Annotated in this window: 15 protein-coding genes; 12 read left to right on the top strand and 3 right to left on the bottom strand. The window is 68.1% G+C overall.

Going from position 1 to position 19636, the window contains the following annotated elements; all coding sequences use genetic code 11:
• The first annotated feature begins 18 nt into the window (after positions 1–18).
• The 6 genes from obgE to ACZ5XO_RS01835 all read left to right on the top strand — a co-directional run bounded on the left by obgE (position 19) and on the right by ACZ5XO_RS01835 (position 9164).
• Positions 19–1074 (top strand): GTPase ObgE, encoded by a 1056-nt coding sequence (gene obgE, locus ACZ5XO_RS01860; RefSeq protein WP_464163637.1) that lies wholly within the window; start codon positions 19–21, stop codon positions 1072–1074.
• A 185-nt stretch (positions 1075–1259) separates the two neighbouring features.
• Positions 1260–4175, top strand: a complete 2916-nt coding sequence (gene polA / locus ACZ5XO_RS01855; RefSeq protein WP_464163636.1) for a DNA polymerase I — start codon at positions 1260–1262, stop codon at positions 4173–4175.
• 133 nt (positions 4176–4308) lie between these two features.
• Positions 4309–7035 (top strand): TonB-dependent receptor plug domain-containing protein, encoded by a 2727-nt coding sequence (locus tag ACZ5XO_RS01850; protein WP_464163635.1) that lies wholly within the window; start codon positions 4309–4311, stop codon positions 7033–7035.
• 82 nt (positions 7036–7117) lie between these two features.
• Positions 7118–7426: a GNAT family N-acetyltransferase gene (locus ACZ5XO_RS01845; RefSeq protein ID WP_464163634.1), complete on the top strand. Its 309-nt coding sequence runs from the start codon at positions 7118–7120 to the stop codon at positions 7424–7426.
• A gap of 38 nt (positions 7427–7464) precedes the next feature.
• On the top strand, positions 7465–8679 hold the full coding sequence (locus ACZ5XO_RS01840; protein WP_464163633.1) for a BaiN/RdsA family NAD(P)/FAD-dependent oxidoreductase: 1215 nt from the start codon (positions 7465–7467) through the stop codon (positions 8677–8679).
• A gap of 140 nt (positions 8680–8819) precedes the next feature.
• The gene (locus ACZ5XO_RS01835) at positions 8820–9164 is read left to right on the top strand and encodes a TFIIB-type zinc ribbon-containing protein (protein ID WP_464163631.1); all 345 of its coding nucleotides are present in this window, start codon (positions 8820–8822) and stop codon (positions 9162–9164) included.
• A 13-nt stretch (positions 9165–9177) separates the two neighbouring features.
• Here the strand turns inward: ACZ5XO_RS01835 and ACZ5XO_RS01830 are convergent, their stop codons facing one another.
• The gene (locus ACZ5XO_RS01830) at positions 9178–10890 is read right to left on the bottom strand and encodes a hypothetical protein (RefSeq protein ID WP_464163630.1); all 1713 of its coding nucleotides are present in this window, start codon (positions 10888–10890) and stop codon (positions 9178–9180) included.
• A gap of 222 nt (positions 10891–11112) precedes the next feature.
• On the opposite strand from ACZ5XO_RS01830, the gene ACZ5XO_RS01825 reads away from it, so the two are divergent.
• From ACZ5XO_RS01825 to ACZ5XO_RS01805, 5 genes are all read left to right on the top strand, one after another.
• Entirely contained in the window at positions 11113–11817 is a 705-nt protein-coding gene (locus ACZ5XO_RS01825) for a response regulator transcription factor (RefSeq protein WP_207823731.1), read from the top strand.
• Positions 11786–13396 carry an ATP-binding protein gene (locus ACZ5XO_RS01820; protein ID WP_464163629.1) on the top strand — a complete coding sequence of 537 codons (1611 nt, stop codon included), beginning with the start codon at positions 11786–11788 and terminating at the stop codon, positions 13394–13396. The genes ACZ5XO_RS01825 and ACZ5XO_RS01820 overlap by 32 nt, the downstream gene beginning before the upstream one ends.
• The gene (locus ACZ5XO_RS01815; RefSeq protein ID WP_464163628.1) at positions 13393–13824 is read left to right on the top strand and encodes an HPr kinase/phosphorylase; all 432 of its coding nucleotides are present in this window, start codon (positions 13393–13395) and stop codon (positions 13822–13824) included. The genes ACZ5XO_RS01820 and ACZ5XO_RS01815 overlap by 4 nt, the downstream gene beginning before the upstream one ends.
• Before the next feature lie 108 nt (positions 13825–13932).
• Positions 13933–14337 carry a PTS sugar transporter subunit IIA gene (locus ACZ5XO_RS01810; RefSeq protein ID WP_292035039.1) on the top strand — a complete coding sequence of 135 codons (405 nt, stop codon included), beginning with the start codon at positions 13933–13935 and terminating at the stop codon, positions 14335–14337.
• Positions 14334–14615, top strand: a complete 282-nt coding sequence (locus ACZ5XO_RS01805; protein ID WP_464163627.1) for an HPr family phosphocarrier protein — start codon at positions 14334–14336, stop codon at positions 14613–14615. Before ACZ5XO_RS01810 ends, ACZ5XO_RS01805 begins: the two co-directional genes overlap by 4 nt.
• Positions 14616–14628: 13 nt before the next feature.
• On the opposite strand, the gene ACZ5XO_RS01800 is transcribed toward ACZ5XO_RS01805, so the two are convergent.
• Positions 14629–15096 carry a peptidase S1 gene (locus ACZ5XO_RS01800; protein ID WP_464163626.1) on the bottom strand — a complete coding sequence of 156 codons (468 nt, stop codon included), beginning with the start codon at positions 15094–15096 and terminating at the stop codon, positions 14629–14631.
• A gap of 209 nt (positions 15097–15305) precedes the next feature.
• Between ACZ5XO_RS01800 and ACZ5XO_RS01795 the strand changes: the two genes are divergently transcribed.
• Positions 15306–18119: a M14 family metallopeptidase gene (locus ACZ5XO_RS01795; protein ID WP_464163625.1), complete on the top strand. Its 2814-nt coding sequence runs from the start codon at positions 15306–15308 to the stop codon at positions 18117–18119.
• A gap of 109 nt (positions 18120–18228) precedes the next feature.
• On the opposite strand, the gene ACZ5XO_RS01790 is transcribed toward ACZ5XO_RS01795, so the two are convergent.
• On the bottom strand, positions 18229–19488 hold the full coding sequence (locus ACZ5XO_RS01790; protein ID WP_464163624.1) for a dicarboxylate/amino acid:cation symporter: 1260 nt from the start codon (positions 19486–19488) through the stop codon (positions 18229–18231).
• Positions 19489–19636 lie beyond the last annotated feature (148 nt).

Raw genomic sequence — 19636 nt, 5'->3', positions numbered from 1 at the left:
TTTTGGCATAAGCCCGCGATGAAGTTCCTCGACCAGGCCAAGATCTACATTCGCTCGGGCGCGGGCGGCGCCGGCGCCGTCTCGTTCCGACGCGAGAAATTCATCCCCAACGGCGGCCCCGACGGCGGCGACGGCGGCAAGGGCGGCGACGTCTGGATCGAGGCGGTCGACGGACTGAACACCCTGATCGACTATCGCTACCAGCAGCATTTCAAGGCTCAGACCGGCCACCACGGCCAGGGCCGCCAGATGCATGGCGGCAAGGGCGACGACGTGGTCCTGCGCGTTCCGGTCGGCACCCAGGTGCTGGACGAGGACAAGGAAACCGTCCTGGTCGACATGGAGAAGGCCGGCGAGAAGGTGAAGCTGCTCAGCGGCGGCAACGGCGGCTGGGGCAACACCCGCTTCAAAGGGCCGACCAATCAGGCCCCGGCCTACGCCAACCCCGGTCAGGAGTTCCAGGAGCGCTGGATCTGGCTGCGGCTGAAGCTGATCGCCGACATCGGTCTGGCGGGCCTGCCCAACGCCGGCAAGTCGACCTTCCTGGCGGCGGTCTCGGCGGCGCGGCCCAAGGTGGCGGACTATCCCTTCACCACCCTGACGCCCAACCTCGGCATGGTGGACCTCAGCCCCTCGGAGCGCTTCGTCATCGCCGACATCCCCGGCCTGATCGAGGGCGCCCATGAAGGCGCAGGGCTCGGCACCCGCTTCCTGGGCCACGTCGAGCGCTCGGCCAGCCTGATCCACCTGATCGACGGCACGCAGGAGGACGTGGCCGAGGCCTACCGCATCATTCGCGGCGAGCTGGACGCCTATGGCGAGGGCCTGGCCGACAAGACCGAGCTTCTGGCCCTGAACAAGATCGACGCCCTGTCGCCGGAAGAACGCGCGGACAAGGTCGCGGCGCTGAAGGCCGCCTCGGGCAAGACCCCCTATCTGGTGTCGGGCGTGTCCGGCGAGGGCGTGACCGAGCTGCTGCGCGCCGCCTGGGCCGAGGTCCGCAAGACCCGCGGCGAGATCGCCGATGACGGCGAGGATTCCATCCCCGAGACGCCGGGCGGCTGGCAGCCGTAAACGCGCGATCTGCTCTCCTCCCCATTTCATGGGGAGGTGGCGCGGGCGCACAGCGCCCGTGACGGAGGGGCCGCTTCATTCAGGCGCAGGGCCCCTCCACCGCTTCGCGGTCCCCCTCCCCACACAGTGGGGAGGAAAGCGGAAGCGCAGATGACGGCGAACCCTCGGCCCCCTATGTTCGCGCCATGACCGACGCGCCCGCCGAATCCGCCGCCGACACCGCCGCCCGCCCCCTCACGCAGGACGGACCGCCGCCCCGGTTGTGGCTGATCGACGCCTCGGCCTATATCTTCCGCGCCTATCACGCCCTGCCGCCCCTCACGCGCAAGTCGGACGGCCTGCCCGTCGGCGCGGTCCAGGGCTACTGCAACATGTTGTGGAAGCTGATCCGCGACATGAAGGGCGAGGACGGCCCGACCCATCTGGTCGCCGTCTTCGACCACTCGGAAAAGACCTTCCGCAACGATCTCTACGATCAGTACAAGGCCCACCGCCCGCCGGCGCCCGAGGATCTGGTGCCGCAGTTTCCGTTGGTGCGCGAGGCCACCGCCGCCTTTGGCGTGCACGGCGTCGAGCTGCCCGGCTATGAGGCCGACGACCTGATCGCCACCTACGCCTGCAAGGTCCGCGACATGGGCGGCGAGGCGGTCATCGTCTCGTCCGACAAGGACCTGATGCAGCTGATCGGGAACGGCGTCGTCATGTACGACCCGATGAAGGACCGCCGCCTGGAAGAAGAGGCCGTGTTCGAGAAGTTCGGCGTCACCCCGGACAAGGTGGTCGAGGTTCAGGCCCTGATCGGCGACAGCGTCGACAACGTCCCCGGCGCCCCCGGCATCGGTCCCAAGACGGCGGCCCAGCTGATCCACGAATACGGCGACCTCGACACGCTTCTGGCCCGCGCGGACGAGATCAAGCAGCCCAAGCGCCGCGAGACCCTGATCAACTTCGCCGACCAGATCCGCCTGTCGCGCGAACTGGTGAAACTGACCTGCGACGCCCCGGCGCCCGAGCCGGTCGACGACTTCCTGATCCGCGATCCCGATCCGGCGGTGCTGTCGGAGTTCCTGGAGCGGATGGAGTTCCGCTCCCTGCTGCGCCGCGTCGGTGACGGCAAGGCCCCGCAAAAGGAAGGCTCGGCCTTCGCCCGCCAGCCCTCGGCCCCGGTCGCCAGCCCGCGCTACGCCCCGGCTGAGGTGGCGACGCCCGACGAAGTCCACGCCTTCGACCGCGACAAGTATGAGTGCGTGCAGACGCTGGAGGATCTGGACCGCTGGATCGCCCGCGCCCGCGCCGCAGGCGTCATCGGCTTCGACACCGAGACCGACGCCCTGTCGGCCACCCACGCCGGCCTGTGCGGCGTCTCGCTCGCCGTCGGGCCGAACGAGGCCTGCTACATCCCCCTGACCCACGACCATGAGCCGACCGGCGACGGCGGGCTCGATTTCGGTCTCGACCTCGGCGGCGGCGCCCCGCGCGAGCCGCTGACGCAGATCCACAAGCCCACCGCTCTGGAACGCCTCAAGACCCTGCTGGAAGACCCGGCGGTGCTGAAGGTCGGCCAGAACATCAAATACGACCTCGCCGTCATGGCCCGGCGCGGCATTCGCGTGGCCCCGATCGAGGACACCATGCTGATCAGCTACGTGCTCGAAGGCGGCTTGCACGGCCACGGCATGGACGAGCTGGCGCGCCTGCACCTCGGCCACGAACCCATCCCGTTCAAGAGCGTGGCGGGCACGGGCAAGAGCCAGAAGAGTTTCAAGCACGTCGAGCTGAAGCCGGCGACCTGCTACGCCGCCGAGGACGCGGATGTGACCCTGCGTCTCTACAAACTGCTGAAGCCGCGCCTGGCGTCTGAGCGCCTGACCACCGTCTATGAGACCCTGGAACGCGGCATGCCCGCCGTTCTGGCCGACATGGAGCTGAACGGGGTGCGGGTCGATCCCGACCGTCTGCGTTCCCTGTCCTCGACCTTCGGCCAGCGCATGGCCGAGCTGGAAGAGCAGGCGCACAAGCTGGCGGGCCGCCCCTTCAACGTCGGCAGCCCGCGCCAGATCGGCGAGATCCTGTTCGGCGAGATGAACCTGCCCGGCGGCAAGAAGACCGCGTCGGGCCAATGGGGCACCGAGGCCAGCGTGCTGGAAGAGCTGGCTCTGAGCCACGACCTGCCGCGCGCCATTCTCGACTGGCGCCAGCTGTCCAAGCTGAAGGGCACCTATACCGACGCCCTGGTGGCCGCGGCCGATCCTGCCACCCACCGGGTGCACACCTCCTATCAGCTGGCGGCGGCGACGACGGGGCGTCTGGCCTCCTCCGATCCCAACCTGCAGAACATCCCGATCCGCACCGAGACCGGCCGCCTGATCCGTCAGGCCTTCATCGCCTCGCCCGGCCATGTGCTGATCAGCGCCGACTACAGCCAGATCGAGCTGCGGCTGCTGGCCCATATCGGCGACATCCCCGAGCTGAAGCGCGCCTTCAAGGCCGGCCTCGACATTCACGCCGCCACGGCGTCGGAGATGTTCGGCGTCCCCGTAGAGGGCATGCCCAGCGAGACGCGCCGTCGCGCCAAGGCCATCAACTTCGGCATCGTCTACGGCATCTCGGCCTTCGGTCTGGCCGCCCAGCTGGGCATCGATCAGGGCGAGGCCGCGGCCTACATCAAGACCTATTTCGAGCGCTTCCCCGGCATCCGCGCCTACATGGACCGCACCAAGACCTTCGTGAAGGAGCACGGCTTCGTCACCACCGTCTTCGGGCGTCGCATCCACATCCCGGCCATCCATTCCAAGTCGGGCGCCGAGCGTCAGTTCGGCGAGCGCGCCGCCATCAACGCCCCGATCCAGGGCGCCGCCGCCGACATCATCCGCCGCGCCATGATCCGCATGCCGGACGCCCTGCTTGAGGCGGGCCTGAAGACCCGCATGCTGCTGCAGGTCCACGACGAACTGATCTTCGAGGCCCCCGAGGCCGAGGCCGAACGCGCCCTGACCCTGGTCCGCAAGGTCATGGAAGGCGCCGCCGACCCCGCCGTCGCCCTCAGCGTCCCCCTGGTGGTCGAGGCCAAGGCCGCCGCCAACTGGGACGACGCCCATTGACCGGCCGTTGAGATTTTCTCTCGGATTGCTGCAAACTTCTAAATGAAATGCGCAGCGATCACGGCTGTTCGGGGTAAAAATTTCGCCTAAACCTTGACCGCTTGGAACTCCCCTCCAAGAACAAGGTTCAGTTGTGAAAAAGAGTCTGCTGCGGCTGTCGGTCGCCGCCATCGCCCTGACGGCGGCCGCCCCCGCCTTCGCCCAAACCACGCCCGCCCCGGCCCAGGCCGAGACGCCCGAACCCGAGGCCGCCTCTACGGTCGACGAGATCGTCGTCACCGGCTCGCGCATCCGCCGCGTCGATCTGGAGGGCGTCGCCCCCGTCTCGGTCATCACCGGCGAGGCCATCGACACGCACGGCTTCCGCAGCGTCTTCGACGCCCTGAGCCAGGCGACCCAGAACACCGGCTCGGTCCAGGGCGAGGACTTCGGCGCCACCTTCACCCCGGCGGCCAATGTCATCTCCCTGCGCGGGCTGGGACCCAACCACACCCTGGTCCTGCTGAACGGGCGGCGGGTGGCGGAATATCCGTCGGCCTACAACGGCTCGGTCAACGCCGTGAACCTGGCCAACCTGCCCAACGCCGTGGTCGACCGGATCGAGGTCCTGACCGGGGGCGCCGGGGCCATCTACGGCTCGGACGCCATCGCCGGGGTGGTCAACATCAAGCTGAAGCAGAAGACCGACGGTTTCGACGCCTCCCTGCGCTATGGCGGCACCGAACAGGGCGGCGGCGAGAACTGGCGCGCCCAGTTGTCGGGCGGCCGCAGCTGGGACCGTCTGGATGTGGTCGGCAGCCTGGAATACAGCCAGCGCGACGCCATCTTCTGGGGCGACCGGGAGATCAGCGAGTCCTACACCCGCTACGCCGAGCCGGGCGCGGTTCCGCCGGCCATATTCTCGAACCGCAACCCGATCACCCGCGCCTATTACGACCCGCCCGCCGGTCTGTGCGAGGGCCTGGGCTCGCTGCAGGGCGGCACGATCGAGCGCGTCGTCGCGGCCAGCGGCGGCTCCTATTGCGGCAGCGACGCCTATTACAGCACCCGCACGATCCAGACGCAGAAGGAGTCGGGCAACGCCTATCTGGGCCTGACCTGGCACCTGAATGACGATACCGAGGTCTTCGGCGAATTCCTGTACGGCAAGACCCAGGTCGACAACGTCGTGCGCTCGCTAAGCTGGAACAAGACCTTCTGGAACGACACGGCCGGGCGGCTGGAGACCTGGAACCGGGTGCTGACGCCGGAAGAGACGGGCGGCGCCTTCGGCGTCGGCAACCGCTACGACGAGGAAAACTGGAACGCGGTCCTGGGCGTGCGCGGCCATATCGGCGACTGGCGCTATGAGGCTGCTTTCAACCGCTCGGAATATGTCAGCGATCAGAGCCGGGTGCGCCTGCTGACCGGGATCGACGCCTTCTTCCTCGGCGCCCAGCAGGGGACGCGCGACGTGTCCGGCACGACCCAGCCCGTCTACGCCCCCGCCGCCGACCGCCTCTACACGCCCCTGACGCCGGGCGAGTTCGGCACGGTGGCCGACCGCTTCACCGACCACAACACCTCCTGGCTGCAGGACTTCACCCTCTCGGTGGACGGCGACCTGTGGCGACTGCCCGCCGGCCCCCTGCAGGCCGCCGCCGTCGTCGAGATCGGCGAGCAGGGCTACAAGAACGAACCCGACGCGCGTCTGAACAACGGCGCCGCCTGGAACGTCACGGGCTCGCAACCCTCGGGCGGCGAGCGCAAGCGTCAGGCCGCGGGTCTGGAGCTGCGCGTGCCGATCCTGGACCAGCTGACCGCCACCGTGGCCGGCCGCTACGACCGCTACGAATACCGCGGCGAGTCGGTGGACAGCCCGACCTACAGCCTGGGCCTGCAGTACCGGCCCATCCCCAGCCTGATGCTGCGCTCCAGCTATTCGACCAGCTTCCGCGCGCCGGACATGAACTACATCTTCGCCACCGAAACGCGCGGCTACTACCCCGGCGTGACGGACTATTATCAGTGCCGGCTGGAGGGGCAGGACTATTCCAGCTGCGACATCCAGTACAACATGGACTTCACGCGCGGCGGCAACGCCGAGCTGCAGCCGGAGAAGGGCAAGTCCTTCACCGCGGGCTTTGTCTGGACGCCCAGCAAGGCCTTCGACATCCAGTTCGACTACTACGATCTGGAGATCAGCCAGCAGGTGACCTCGCTGAGCGAGGACATCATCCTGCGCACCGAGGCGGACTGCCGCATCGGCCGCACGCCCAGCGGCGGAACGGTCGATCCCAACTCGGCCCTGTGCCTGGACTATGTCGGGCGGGTGACGCGCAACCCGGGCGACGCGGCGATCAACCCGAACCAGGTCACGCGCATCACGGTCAATCCGATCAACGCGGCCAGCGAGACGACGCGCGGCTTCGACGCCACCGTCAACGCCCGTCGCAATTTCGAGCGCTGGGGCCTGGTGAGCGGCAGCCTGACCTACACCAAGGTCCTGGAGCACGAATACCAGCAGTTCGAGGGCGACCCGACCTTCGACTATCTGCGCGACCTGTCGCGTCAATCCGACTGGCGCGACCGCATGTCCGGCAGCGTCACCTGGGACGTCGGACCGTGGACGGCCACCCTCTACGGCGTCCGCTACGGGACCATTCCGACCAATGACTATGCGTCCGAGCGCGATCCCTACGCCGTGTTCAACGCCAGCGTCCGCTATCGCGTCAACGACAAGGCCTCGGTCTCGGTGATCATGAACAATATCGCCGACCGCTATCCCGAGGACCGCACCGGCGGCTGGCCGAACTATTCGATCGGCTGGTACGACATCTACGGCCGTCAGACCTGGGTCCAGCTGGACTACAGCTTCTGATGCGACGGAGGGGGCGGCGACGCCCCCTCCCCTTTTCCCGGTGTCCGGGCTAGGCTGATCGGCCTTGCCGCAGGAGCCAAGCATGAGCCTCGATCCCGACATCCGCGACAACGCCGAAGCCAAGCGCTACGAGCTGGAGGTCGAGGGCCAGACCGCCGTGGTGATCTACAACCCGGTCGCCGGCGGCCTGCTGATCACCGAGACCATCGTGCCGATCCCGCTGGAAGGGCGCGGCCTCGCCAGCCGCATGGCCAAACACGTCCTGGCCGACCTGAAGGAACGCGGTCTGGTCATCCTTCCCACCTGCCCCTTCTTCGCCGGCTATCTGAAGAAGCATCCCGAATACGCCGAGCTGGTGCATTCGGGCTATCGGGCCGCCCTCGGTCTCTAACGGTCGCCTCAAGCGCCCGCGCCTGCTAGGGCGGGGCGATGAAGTCTTCAGATCTCGACGTCCTGATCGTCGGCGCCGGCGCGGCCGGCATGATGTGCGCCATCGAGGCGGGCAAGCGCGGCCGCCGCGTGCGAGTGATCGACCACGCCCGCGCGCCGGGCGAGAAGATCCGCATCTCGGGCGGCGGTCGCTGCAACTTCACCAACCTGGGGACCGGCGGCGCCAATTTCCTGAGCGAGAACCCGCGCTTCGCCCTGTCGGCGCTGAAGCGGTTCACCCAGCACGACTTCCTGAAAATGGTCGAACGCCACGGCATCGCCTGGCACGAAAAGACCCTGGGCCAGCTGTTCTGCGACGACAGCGCCAAACAGATCATCCGCATGCTGACAGATGAGATGAAGGCGGCAGGCGTCACCCTGTCGCTGGGCCTCGGCGTCAAGGCAATCGCCCGCGACGGCGAGCGCTTCAGCGTCGATCTGGACGACGGGACACGCGTCTCGACGGCTTCTCTGGTGGTGGCGACCGGCGGCAAGTCCATCCCCAAGATGGGCGCGACCGGCTGGGGCTATGAAGTCGCGCGCCAGTTCGGCCTGCGGGTCACCGAGACGCGGCCCGCGCTTGTGCCCCTGACCTTCGAGCCCGGCCTGCTGGAACAGCTGAAACCCCTGGCGGGCGTGGCCGTGGACGCCGTGGTCAAGGCGCTTCCGGCCTCAAGCAGCCCGAAGGGCGATAGGCCCCAATTCAAAGAAGCCATGCTGTTCACCCACCGGGGCCTGTCCGGGCCGTCGATCCTGCAGATCAGCTCCTACTGGCGCGAGGGCGAGGCGATCACGGTCGACATGGCCCCCGGCGAGGATCTCGCCGCACGCCTGCTGGCCGCCAAGACCGAGAACGGCAAGCAGGCGGTGCACACCGCGCTCGGCCACGTGATCCCGCGCCGTCTGGCCGAGGTCGTCTGCGCCCGCGAGGGATTGGCCGGAAAGCTGGCCGAGATCGGCGACAAGAAGCTGCGGGCCATGGCCGAAACGGTCAACGCCTGGACCGTCAAGCCGGTCGGGTCCGAGGGCTATCGCACCGCCGAGGTGACGCTTGGCGGGGTCGACACCGCCGCCCTGGACCAGCAGACCCTGGAGGCCAGGACGATCCCCGGCCTCTTCTTCATCGGCGAGGTGGTGGACGTCACCGGCTGGCTGGGCGGCTACAACTTCCAATGGGCCTGGTCGTCGGGCTGGGCCGCCGGGCAAAGCTGCTAGGCTGGAACCTGCCCCTGCGGCGTCTGCGCACGTTGTCGCAGGCTCGGCGCGACCCTAACTCTGTCCTCAGCGGGACGGGCCCCTCTGGCGGCGCTTCGGCGGCGTGATGTCGGACCGCATCATTCGATGACGAGGACCCCATGCCCCTGTTGATGTGCCCCAATGACAACGCCGCCATGCAGACCCTGGATCGCGGCGGCGTCCAGTTCGACATGTGCCCGACCTGCCGCGGCGTCTGGCTGGATCGCGGCGAACTGGAGAAGCTGATGGCCAGCGCCGCCGAGGAAGGCCGCGCCGCCGCGCCCCAGATCGCGCCCCAGCCGACCTATCAGCAGCCCCCGCAACAACCCATGCAACAACCGTGGGGCGGCCAGCCCCAGGGCTACCGCGAACCGCCTCGCTACAAGGACGACCGTCACCGCGACGACGACTACCACTACCGCAAGAAAAAGAAGCGGATGGATATCTTCGACATCTTCGACTGAGGCGCAGAAGCCCCTAGGCGGCCAGACCGACGGCCTTCATCAAGGGACGCAAGGTCTGCACCGCCTCGGGCGTCGCGCTCAACGCTGCCCGAACCTCCGGGGCGCGGAACAGCTTGATCGCCTCGGCCTTGGCCCGGTCCGCCACGGGGCCGGTCGGTCCCGTCTCGGCCGCCGCCAGACGCAGCAGGGCGCCCAGCTTCTGGGACGCCGGCGCGGGCGCGCGCACGATCTGGGCGGTCAGGCGGGCGTCCGCCTCAACCGATCCGCCGACCACGCCCAGGGCGGTCGTCACCGCCTCGCAGTCCCGTTCGGATAGAGCGGCGTTGCGCACGGCGCGCTGCAAGCCCGCCAGGGCCAGCAGCTTCTGCCCCGGCGTCTGCCCCGAAGCCCGCATCTCGGTCTCGAACCGCAGGGAGGTGACGCAGGCGTCCAGCCAGCGCGCCGCAGCCCGCTTGTTCGCCCCGCCGGTGACATTCTCGCACAGGCGCGCCAGGCGCTCGACCTCGCACAGGATATTGGGGCATCCCTTGACGTAGGCGGCGACGAAGTCGGCGGTGACTAGGCTCTTGGAACGCTCGACGAAGGCGGCCTGTACCTCCTCCAGCGTCAGCAGGCGCCCGGCCGTGGCCGTCAGGGTCATGGCCAGGGCGCGCAGGATGTCGATCTCGCCCTCGGGATCACCAGGCCGCAGGCGACGCTGGCTCATCAGTTCACGCACCACCATCCGCGCCAGGGCCGCCGCCAGCAGGGGGAACTCGCCCGCCGCCAGACGCTCGCCCAGACGTGTCGGTCCGCCTTCGACCGGGGGGATCAGAATCGCCAGCCGTGGGTCGTGGGCGACCAGGGCCGCGATCTCGCGCGGGGCCACCATGCGCACCACCGCCGCCAGGCTGGAGCCCTGGTCCAGAGCCGGGCCGACGATCTGGGCCAGACTGTGCCGAGAGGCCAGCAGTTCGCACAAAATCTGCTCGACCGGCACCAGGACAAGGGCGCGCGGCTGACCGTCGGACGGCGCGCGATCACACAGGTCCATCAGACGATCCAGACGCGCCCGCGCGCTGGTCAGGCCCTTCAAAGCTCCGGCGACGACCCCGCCCATGATGAAGGCGCGATCGGGCGAGCCGTTCAGCCGATGGGCCACATCCGCGACCGAACGCTCCGCCAGACTCGGAAACTGCTTGCGCCGTCCCGCCTGCAGCAGACGCTCGATCGCCTGCTCGGCCAACCGTTGATAGTGGCGCACCAGATCATGGACAGGCTGGCCGGTATGCTGCGCCTCCGGCACGGCGATTTTCTGAATCGCATGCTGCAGTTCGACGCCCGAAGCCTCCAGCCGTTCCGCCAGATCCGGTCTGTGAAGCAGCTCAAAAGCTGTCGCCCCCTGGCGGTTCAACCAGTCTTCCAGCACCCGTCCGATCAGGTCGCGCGCGTGGGGGGCGTAGAGATCCTGCACGCCGCGGCAGCTGGGACCGCGATTTTCCTCGCGGACCGGGGACTTGCGCTTCACTTCAGGCGCGCCCCTTGTCAGGACGACTACGCTGGCGAACTCCATGGTGTCGGGGTCCAGGGTCTCCTTGGTCACCCGCACGGCGCAGGCCTGGCCGTCGCGCATCAGGTCCTCGGCCGTCTCGATCGCCGTCTTGCGGTCCTCGGTGGCCATGGACAGCGACCAGGACGCCGGCGGCGTCTTGCGGATGTAGATTTCGTAGTGAACCGGACCGGCCATGGCGTCTTTCGCGCGTATCAGCCCGACACCCTGCGCCCGGAGGCTTTAAGGCGAGGTTTCGCCATTTCCCCGCCAAGGTTGAAAGACAGGCTCTGGCGAACCATTTGCTGTGGCCGTAATGTCACCACCATGGAATAGAACGGTTACGCTTGTCGCGCGTTGAGCAATCGACCCGCGACGGCCGATCGGACGACCGCCGCCGCCCGCACTAAGGAGAAGCCCTTGGCCAACATCACCCTGGTCGACGACGACGAAAACATCGTCGCCTCCGTGTCCCTGGCCCTTGAAAGCCATGGCCACAAGGTCACGGCCTATCACGACGGCGCCTCGGGCCTGGAGGCCCTGGAGACCACGCCTCCGGATCTGGCGATCCTGGACGTGAAGATGCCGCGCATGGACGGCATGGAGGTGCTGCGCCGCCTGCGTCAAACCTCGCAGATTCCGGTCATCATGCTGACGTCCAAGGACGAGGAGATCGACGAGATCCTCGGCTTCAACCTCGGCGCCGACGACTACATCCACAAGCCCTTCAGCCAGCGCCTGCTGATCGAGCGGGTCAAGGCCCTGCTGCGCCGCACCGGCGCCGACGGCGGCGAAGTCGAGACGGCGGCCGAGGCCGCCGGCAAGGCCATCAAGCGCGGCAAGCTGTCGATGGACCCCGCCCGCCACGAAAGCACCTGGGACGGTCGCCCGGTCAAGCTGACCGTCACCGAGTTCCTGCTGCTTCAGGCCCTGGCCCAGCGCCCCGGTTTCGTGAAGAGCCGCGACAGCCTGATGGACGCCGCCTACGACGATCAGGTCTATGTCGACGACCGCACCATCGACAGCCACGTCAAACGCATGCGCAAGAAGTTCCGGGTCGTCGATCCCGAGTTCGACGCAATCGAGACCCTGTATGGCGTCGGTTACCGCTACCGCGAAAGCTGAGATCGAGGACGCAGCGCCGAAGCGCCGCTTCCGCTTCGGCGGCTCGCGGCTCGGCGGCTTCATTCTCGCGCTCAACCTGCTCAGCCTGCTGATCCTGTTCGGCGGGGCCCTGGCCCTCAATGAATGGCAGCGCGGGCTGATCGAGGCGCGTCAGGAATCCCTGTCGGTCCAGGCCAAGCTTCTGGCCAATGTGCTGGGCGAGCTCGGCATCACCCAGGGCGAGCCCTATCCGATGCTGGATCCGCGCGCGGCGGGTCTGTGGCTGCGCGACAACTTCATCCCCGAAGGCCAGCGCGCGCGCCTGTACGACCAGGACGGGCTGCTGGTGTCGGACAGCTACGCCGTCACCGACGCCATTCCCGGCGAACCCCTGCCCCCGGCGAGCCCGGCGGGCACGGCCCTTGCGCCGACCGAGCCCTCGCCGCGCGAGGAGGCCCGTCAGAGCCGCGCCAACGCCGAACTGTCGGCCGAGGTCGAACGCGCCCTGCAGGGCGCGCCCCAGGCCGATATTCGCCGCAACGAGAACGGCGATCGCGTCGTCTCGGTCTCCCTGCCCGTGCGGCACGTCCAGCAGGTGCTGGGCGTCCTGACCCTGGAAGCCGGCGACGTGGACGACACCCTGGCCGCCCAGCGCCGCGCCCTGACCCCCTTCGCCCTGGTGGCCCTGGCGGTGAACCTGCTGTCGGCCCTGGTGCTGCACATGTTCGTGGCGCGGCCGGTCATGCGGCTGTCGGCGGCGGCGGACCAGGTGCGTCTGCAGCGCGCCCGCGCCATCTCCCTGCCCGATCTGGAGGACCGCAAGGACGAGATCGGCGACCTGGCCCGCGCCCTGGAATCCATGACCGACACCCTGTCGACGCGCATGGACGCCATCGAACGCTTCGCCGCCGACGTCAGCCACGAAATCAAGAACCCGCTGACATCGATCCGCTCGGCGCTGGAAACCCTGCCCCTGGTCAAGACCGACGAACAGAGGGCGCGGTTGACCAATCTGCTGCAACAGGACGTTCGGCGCCTGGATCGGCTGATCACCGACATCTCCAACGCCTCGCGTCTGGACGCCGAACTGTCGCGCGACCGGCCGCGCCTGATCGACCTCAACGAATTGCTGGGCGATATCGTGGCCGTCTATGAGGGCGGCCAGAAGCTTGGCGAGGCCAGCGTCCGCTTCGCCTCGACCGCCGAGGCCGCCAAGGTTCTGGGCCGCGACATTCCTCTGGGCCAGGTGTTCCGCAACCTGATCGACAACGCCCGATCGTTCAGCCCGGCCGACGGCGAGGTCCGGGTGCGGCTGGAGCGTGACGACAGCCATCCCGACCTGCCCCTGCGCATCCGCGTCGAGGACGACGGACCCGGCATTCCGCCCGACAACCTGGAAACCGTGTTCGAGCGCTTCTACACCTCGCGGCCCAAGGGCACGGCCTTCGGCGCCAACTCGGGCCTGGGCCTGTCCATCGTCCGCCAGATCATCGACGCCCACGGCGGACGGGTGCAGGCCGACAACCGCAAGGACGAGACCGGCGCCGTCGTCGGGGCCCGCTTCGAAGTGCTTCTGCCGCTTGCCGGACGTCGCCCATGACCCCCTCGATCCAGCCCCTTCACGCCACCGCGGTGGCCCGCGTCACGCCTGAGGGCTGGCGCGGCGTGCTGATCCAGGGACCTTCCGGCGTCGGCAAGAGCGATCTGGCCCTGCGGCTCATCGGGCAGGGCTGGCGGTTGGTCGCCGACGACTGGACCTGTCTCTGGGCTTCTGACGGCGCCCTCTACGCTGCGGCTCCCGCAACGATCACCGGCAAGATCGAGGTGCGGGGCCTCGGCATCGCCACGACCCCTGTGCGCCCGCTTGCGCGCATCGCCCTCGCTGTCGACTGCACCCATGAGGCGATCGAACGCCTGCCCGAACCGGCGGTCTGGGCCTGGGAAGGCGTGACGATTCCGCAACTGCGGCTCGACCCGCGCCCGGCCTCGGCGGGTCAGGTGGTCGCAACCGCGCTGGCCGCTCTTTGAACCGGCGCACGATTGGCCTATGAAGGCCGGCTTGCAGATCAGTCCGGGCGCCCCAGGGGCGTTCGCTGAGAGCAGAAGCGCGGGGCGTATTGTCTTGGTGAAGCCTTCATGATCGGGCTGGTGATCGTCACCCACGGGGGACTGGCCTCGGAATTCCTGGCGGCGATGGAGCACGTGGTCGGCCCTCAAAGGGGCGTGGCCGCGATCTGCATCGGCCCCGAAGACGACATGGAGCGGCGCCGCCGCGACATCGTCGATGCGGCCGCCGCCGTGAACGACGGCGACGGCGTCATCCTGCTGACCGACATGTTCGGCGGCACGCCGTCCAACCTGGCCATTTCGGTGATGGAGCAGACCCACGCCGAGGTCATCGCCGGCCTGAACCTGCCCATGCTGATCAAGCTGGCCAGCGTGCGCGGCCGCGAAAGCCTCGAGACCTGCGTCGCCCATGCGCAGGACGCCGGGCGCAAATACATCTCGGTGGCGTCCTGGGTTCTGGCGGGGGAAAAATGACCGACGCGCCCGTTCAGGCCACCGTCAACATCTGCAACCAGCGCGGCCTGCACGCCCGCGCCTCGGCCAAGTTCGTCAAGCTGGCCTCCAGCTTCGAATCCGAAATCCGCGTCACGCGTGACGGCGTCACCGTGGACGCCCGTTCGATCATGGGCCTGCTGATGCTGGGCGCCGGCATCGGTTGCGGCGTCGACATAGAAGCCGAAGGCCCCGACGCCACCGAAGCCGTCGAGGCCCTCAGCGACCTGGTCGCCCGCAAATTCGACGAGGATCAGTAGATCCGGAGCGTCGTCAGGGCGTCTCGGTGATCAGCAAGGTGGCGTTGGCCATGTCCTCGCCGAAGGTGCCGATCCAGATATCATAGGTGCCGCTGCGCGGCTTTTCGAAACGCACCTGGGCGTCGCCGTCGCCATAGCTGTCGTCATCACAGTGCCAGCGGCCGTCAGGGCCGTTGATGATCAGGGTGGTGTCCTGCGACGACAGGGTGCGGAACACCAGAGGCAGGCGTCCGGCCGTATAGGTGACTTCGAAATCCGGCGCATCGGCGACCTTGCCGACGCACGCGGCCGGCAAAGGCGTGTCCTGATAGGCGTCGATGGAGCCCCCCGCCGTCACCGAGACCCGATAGGGATCCGGCGTGAACCCGGCGCTGAGCGCGATTTCACCATAGGTGGCGGTCTTGCCGGCGTCCTGCGCCATCACCCCCAGGGGCGTCGCCAGCATCAGAGCGGCCACGCCCGAAAACAGCACAGTCTTCATCATCCGATCTCCCAGGCTCGTCCGGCCGAGCTTGCAACAGGTGCGCTTCGCCGAACACGCCGTCAAGTCGCCATAGAACAGACACAAAGAAGACACCCTGTTGCAAAGCTCGGCGAGAAGGTTTGGAGCGGCGACCGGATCATGAAACCCTCCGAAACGCGTCGTCCGCCCACGCGCCGAATCCGATCAGTAGCTTTGACAGGAACGCCATGAACCGATCGCTCTCGCCCGTCGCCGCCAGACGCGGCGTCCCCCGCCGCCCCTCCCTGCGAGTGCTGGCCGGCCTGGGCTTCCTCGCCCTGACACTCAACAGCACCAGCGCCCTGGCCTATGAGGCGGCGCTGACGGAACAGCCGGCGGCGGTTGCGGCGACGGCCTCGCACATCACCTCGCCTCAGGAAGCCTTCGGCCACGCGATCGGCGCCGACTATCACCTGGTCAACTACACCCAGTGGGAAGCCTATCTGAAGACCCTGGCCGGCCAGTCGGACCGGATGAAGCTGGTCGAGATCGGCAAGTCCTCCGAAGGCCGCACCCAGTACATCGCCATCGTCTCGACGCCGCAGAACCTGGCCCATCTGGACCGCTATCAGGAGATCGCGCGTCGCCTGGCCAAGGCCGAGGGCGTTACCGAGGATGAGGCCCGCGCCATGTCCGCCGAGGGCAAGGCCGTGGTCTGGATCGACGGCGGCCTGCACTCGACCGAGACCGTCCCGCCCCAGGCCCTGATCGCCGCCGTGCATGAATGGCTCACGGCGGAAGACGCCGAGGCCCTGCGCGTCCTGAACGACACCATCATCCTGTTCGCGCCGCTGAACCCGGACGGTATGGAGCTGGTCTCCAACTGGTACATGCGCAACGAGGACCCGCTGAAGCGCGAGTTCGCCTCGATCCCGGTGCTGTACCAAAAGTACGTCGGCCACGATAACAACCGCGACTACTACCTGTCGGCCATGGCCGAGACGACCAACGTCAACCGCCAGTTCTTCCGCGAGTGGTTCCCGCAGATCATCTACAACCACCACCAGACGGCGCCCGCCGGGACGGTGGTCTTCATGCCGCCCTTCCGCGATCCGTTTAACTACAACTATGACCCGCTGGTCATGGGCACCCTGTCGGAAGTCGGCGCGGCCATGCACAGCCGCCTGATCGAAGAGGGCAAGCCCGGCTCGACCATGCGCAGCGGCGCCAGCTATTCGACGTGGAACAACGGGATGGAGCGCTCCATCACCTACTTCCACAACGCGGTGGGTCTGCTGACCGAGATCACCGGCCACCCGACGCCCAGCCAGATCAGCCTGATCCCGCAGAACCAGCTGGCCCGCAACGACCTGCCCATGCCGGTCGCGCCCCAGACCTGGCGTTTCGCCCAGTCGATCGAGTACTCGCAGTCGATCAACCGCGCCGTGCTGAACTATGCCTCGCGCAACAAGGACCGGCTGCTGTTCAACATCTGGCGCATGGGCCAGAACGCCATCGACAAGGGCAATACCGACACCTGGCGCGTCACGCCGACCGGCGTCGAGGCCTTGGTCGAAGCGGCGGGCGAAAACGTCGCTGGCCGTCGCGGCGTCGATCCGGCCCTCTATGACAAAGTGCTGCGCGATCCGGCCCGCCGCGATCCGCGTGGCTATGTCATCCCGGCGGATCAGGCCGACCTGCCCAACGCCGTCGCCTTCCTGAACAGCCTGATCAAGACGGGCGTCGACGTGGACCGCGCCACGCGCGCCTTCACCGTGGGCGGCACGACCTATCCCGCCGGTTCCTATGTGGTGAAGACGGCCCAGGCCTATCGCCCGCACGTGCTGGACATGTTCGAGCCGCAGGACCACCCCCACGACCTGCAGTATCCGGGCGGCCCGCCCGCCCTGCCCTATGACGCCACCGGCTATACCCTGGCGCTGCAGATGGGGGTCAAGTTCGACCGCGTCCTGGACGGCTTCGAGGCCCCGACCGAGCGCGTCGCCGACGTCATGGCCCCGCCGCCCGGCAGGATCGAAGGTTCGGGCCGCGCCGGCTGGCTGATCGATCACGCGCCGATCAACGGCTATGTCCTGTCGAACCGCCTGCTGAAGGCGGGCGTGCCCGTCTTCTGGCAGGAAGACGAGACGCGCGCGGGCCGCGCCACGCTCGCTCCCGGCGCCCTATGGATTCCGGCCGGCGACGCGGCCCGTCCCATCGTCGAGGCGGCCGTGCGCGATCTGGGCCTGAACGCCCACGCCGTTGCGCGTGCGCCGGGCGGCGACAGGATCGCGTTGAAGCCCGTCCGCGTCGGCCTGGTCGACCGCTACGGCGGCTCCATGGCCTCCGGTTGGACCCGCTGGATGCTGGAACAGTTCGAGTATCCGTTCGAAGTCGTCTATCCTCAGCGTCTGGACGCCGGCGACCTGGCCAGGGACTTCGACGTCCTGGTCTTCGCCTCGGACATGATCCCGGCGGACCTGTCGGCGGCGGCCCAGCGTGACCAGCCCGCGCCGGAATCCATCCCGGCCGAGTACCGCGGCTGGCTAGGCCACATCACGGCCGAGAAAACCGTGCCGCAACTCGACGCCTTCGTCCGCGGCGGCGGCAGCCTCGTCACCATCGGCTCGTCGCACCGTCTGGCCACGGCCATGGGCGCGCCGGTTCAGGACGTGCTGCTGGGCGCCGACGGCAAGGCTCCGGCCTCGACCGACTTCTTCATCCCCGGCGCCGTCCTGAAGACCGAGGTCGACAACCGTCAGCCCCTGGCCTTCGGCGCCCCGGCCCGGATGAACGTCTTCTTCAACCGCAACTCGGGTTTCCGCCACACCGGCGAAACCGGCTCCATCGTCCGCTACCCGGAACAGGTCGCTGTCGCCAGCGGCTGGGCCATCGGCCCGCAGAAGCTGTCCGGGTCGGACGCGGTTCTGGACCTGCCGCACGGCGAGGGTCGGGTCATCGTGCTCGGCCCCGACGTGGTCAACCGCGCCCAGGCCCGGTCCTCGGTCCGCCTGCTGTTCAACGCCCTCTTCTACGGGCCGGCGGTCAGCGCCGAGGAATAGGGCCAACCCCGGCGGCGCCCCTCGGGTCGTCGCCAGCCTGACCATCGTCACACAGCAAAACGGCCGCCCCATCGCCGGGGCGGCCGTTTCATTTTCAGCGCCTGACGTCTCAGGCGGCGGCGGGCTTGGGCGTGTCCCCTTCGGGGATGTCCTCCAGCTCGCCCTCCCACTTGGCGACCACGGCGGCGGCGACGGAGTTGCCGACGACGTTGGTGGCCGAGCGGCCCATGTCGAGCAGATGGTCGACGCCGAGGACGATGGCGATCCAGGCTTCGGGCAGGCCGAAGTAGGTCAGGGTGGCCATGATGACGACCAGGGAGGCGCGCGGGATGCCGGCGATGCCCTTGGACGTCACCATCAGCAGCAGCAGCATGAAGACCTGCTGCGAGACGCTGAGGTGCACGCCGTGCGCCTGCATGATGAACATGGTGGCGAAGGTGCAGTACAGCATCGAGCCGTCGAGGTTGAACGAATAGCCCAGCGGCAGGACGAAGCTGACGATGCGACGGCGTACGCCGACGGTGGGCAGGGCGTCCAGGATGCGCGGATAGGCGGCTTCCGAGCTGGCGGTCGAGAAGGCCAGCAGGGCCGGGGTGCGGATCACCTTGAACAGGGGCAGGACGCGACGCCCCAGCACCAGGGCGGCGGCCAGGAACAGCAGCCCCCACAGGATGCCCATCGAGCCGTAGAAGCCCAGCACGAACTTGGCGTAGACCGCCAGCATCTCCAGGCCTTGCGTGGCGATGGTCGAGGCCAGGGCGGCGAAGATGGCCAGGGGGGCCAGCTTCATCACGAACTCGGTCACCTTCAGCATGATGGAGGCGGCCTGTTCGACCAGGTTCAGCACCGCCGGCGCCTTGTCGTCCAGGGCCGCGACGGCCGTGCCGACGAACAGGGAGAAGACCACGATCTGCAGGATCTCGTTCTTGGCCATGGCGTCGAAGATCGAGGTCGGCACCAGGTGCGTCACGAAGCCGTGCAGCGAGAAGGCGTCGGTCGAGGCGGCCGGAGCCGTCGCCAGCGCCGCCTGCGGCAGGTGCATGCCGGCGCCCGGCTGAAGGATCTGCACCATGACCAGGCCCAGCAGCAGCGACACCACGGAGGCGCCGATGAACCAGGTCATGGTCTTGACGCCGATGCGACCGACGGACGCCGCGTCCTCCATGTGGGCGATGCCCGCCACCAGGGTCGTGAAGACCAGGGGCGCAATGATCATCTTGATCAGACGCAGGAAGACATCGGTGATCAGCGACAGATTCTTGGCCGCAGCGGCGGCCTGATCGGCGCTGAGCGACTGGTTGACGCCCCAGCCGACCAGCACGCCGAGGATCATGGCGCCGATGATGAGGTAGGCGAATATTCGGTTCATATTCAATGTTCCAACTGCACTCGGCTCACCCCGTCGGAACACGTCCCCCCGACCGTCCAAGCCTTGTCCGTTCATACAAAAGCGGGGCGGCGGACGCTTGAAACGCCCGCTGCCCCGCCTCGTTCATATCTTTGCTAAAGGCAATCGC

This window comes from Brevundimonas sp. T2-11, from assembly GCF_055397675.1.
Note: the sequence above shows the minus strand (reverse complement) of the source record. Positions and strands in the feature narration are given on the sequence as shown.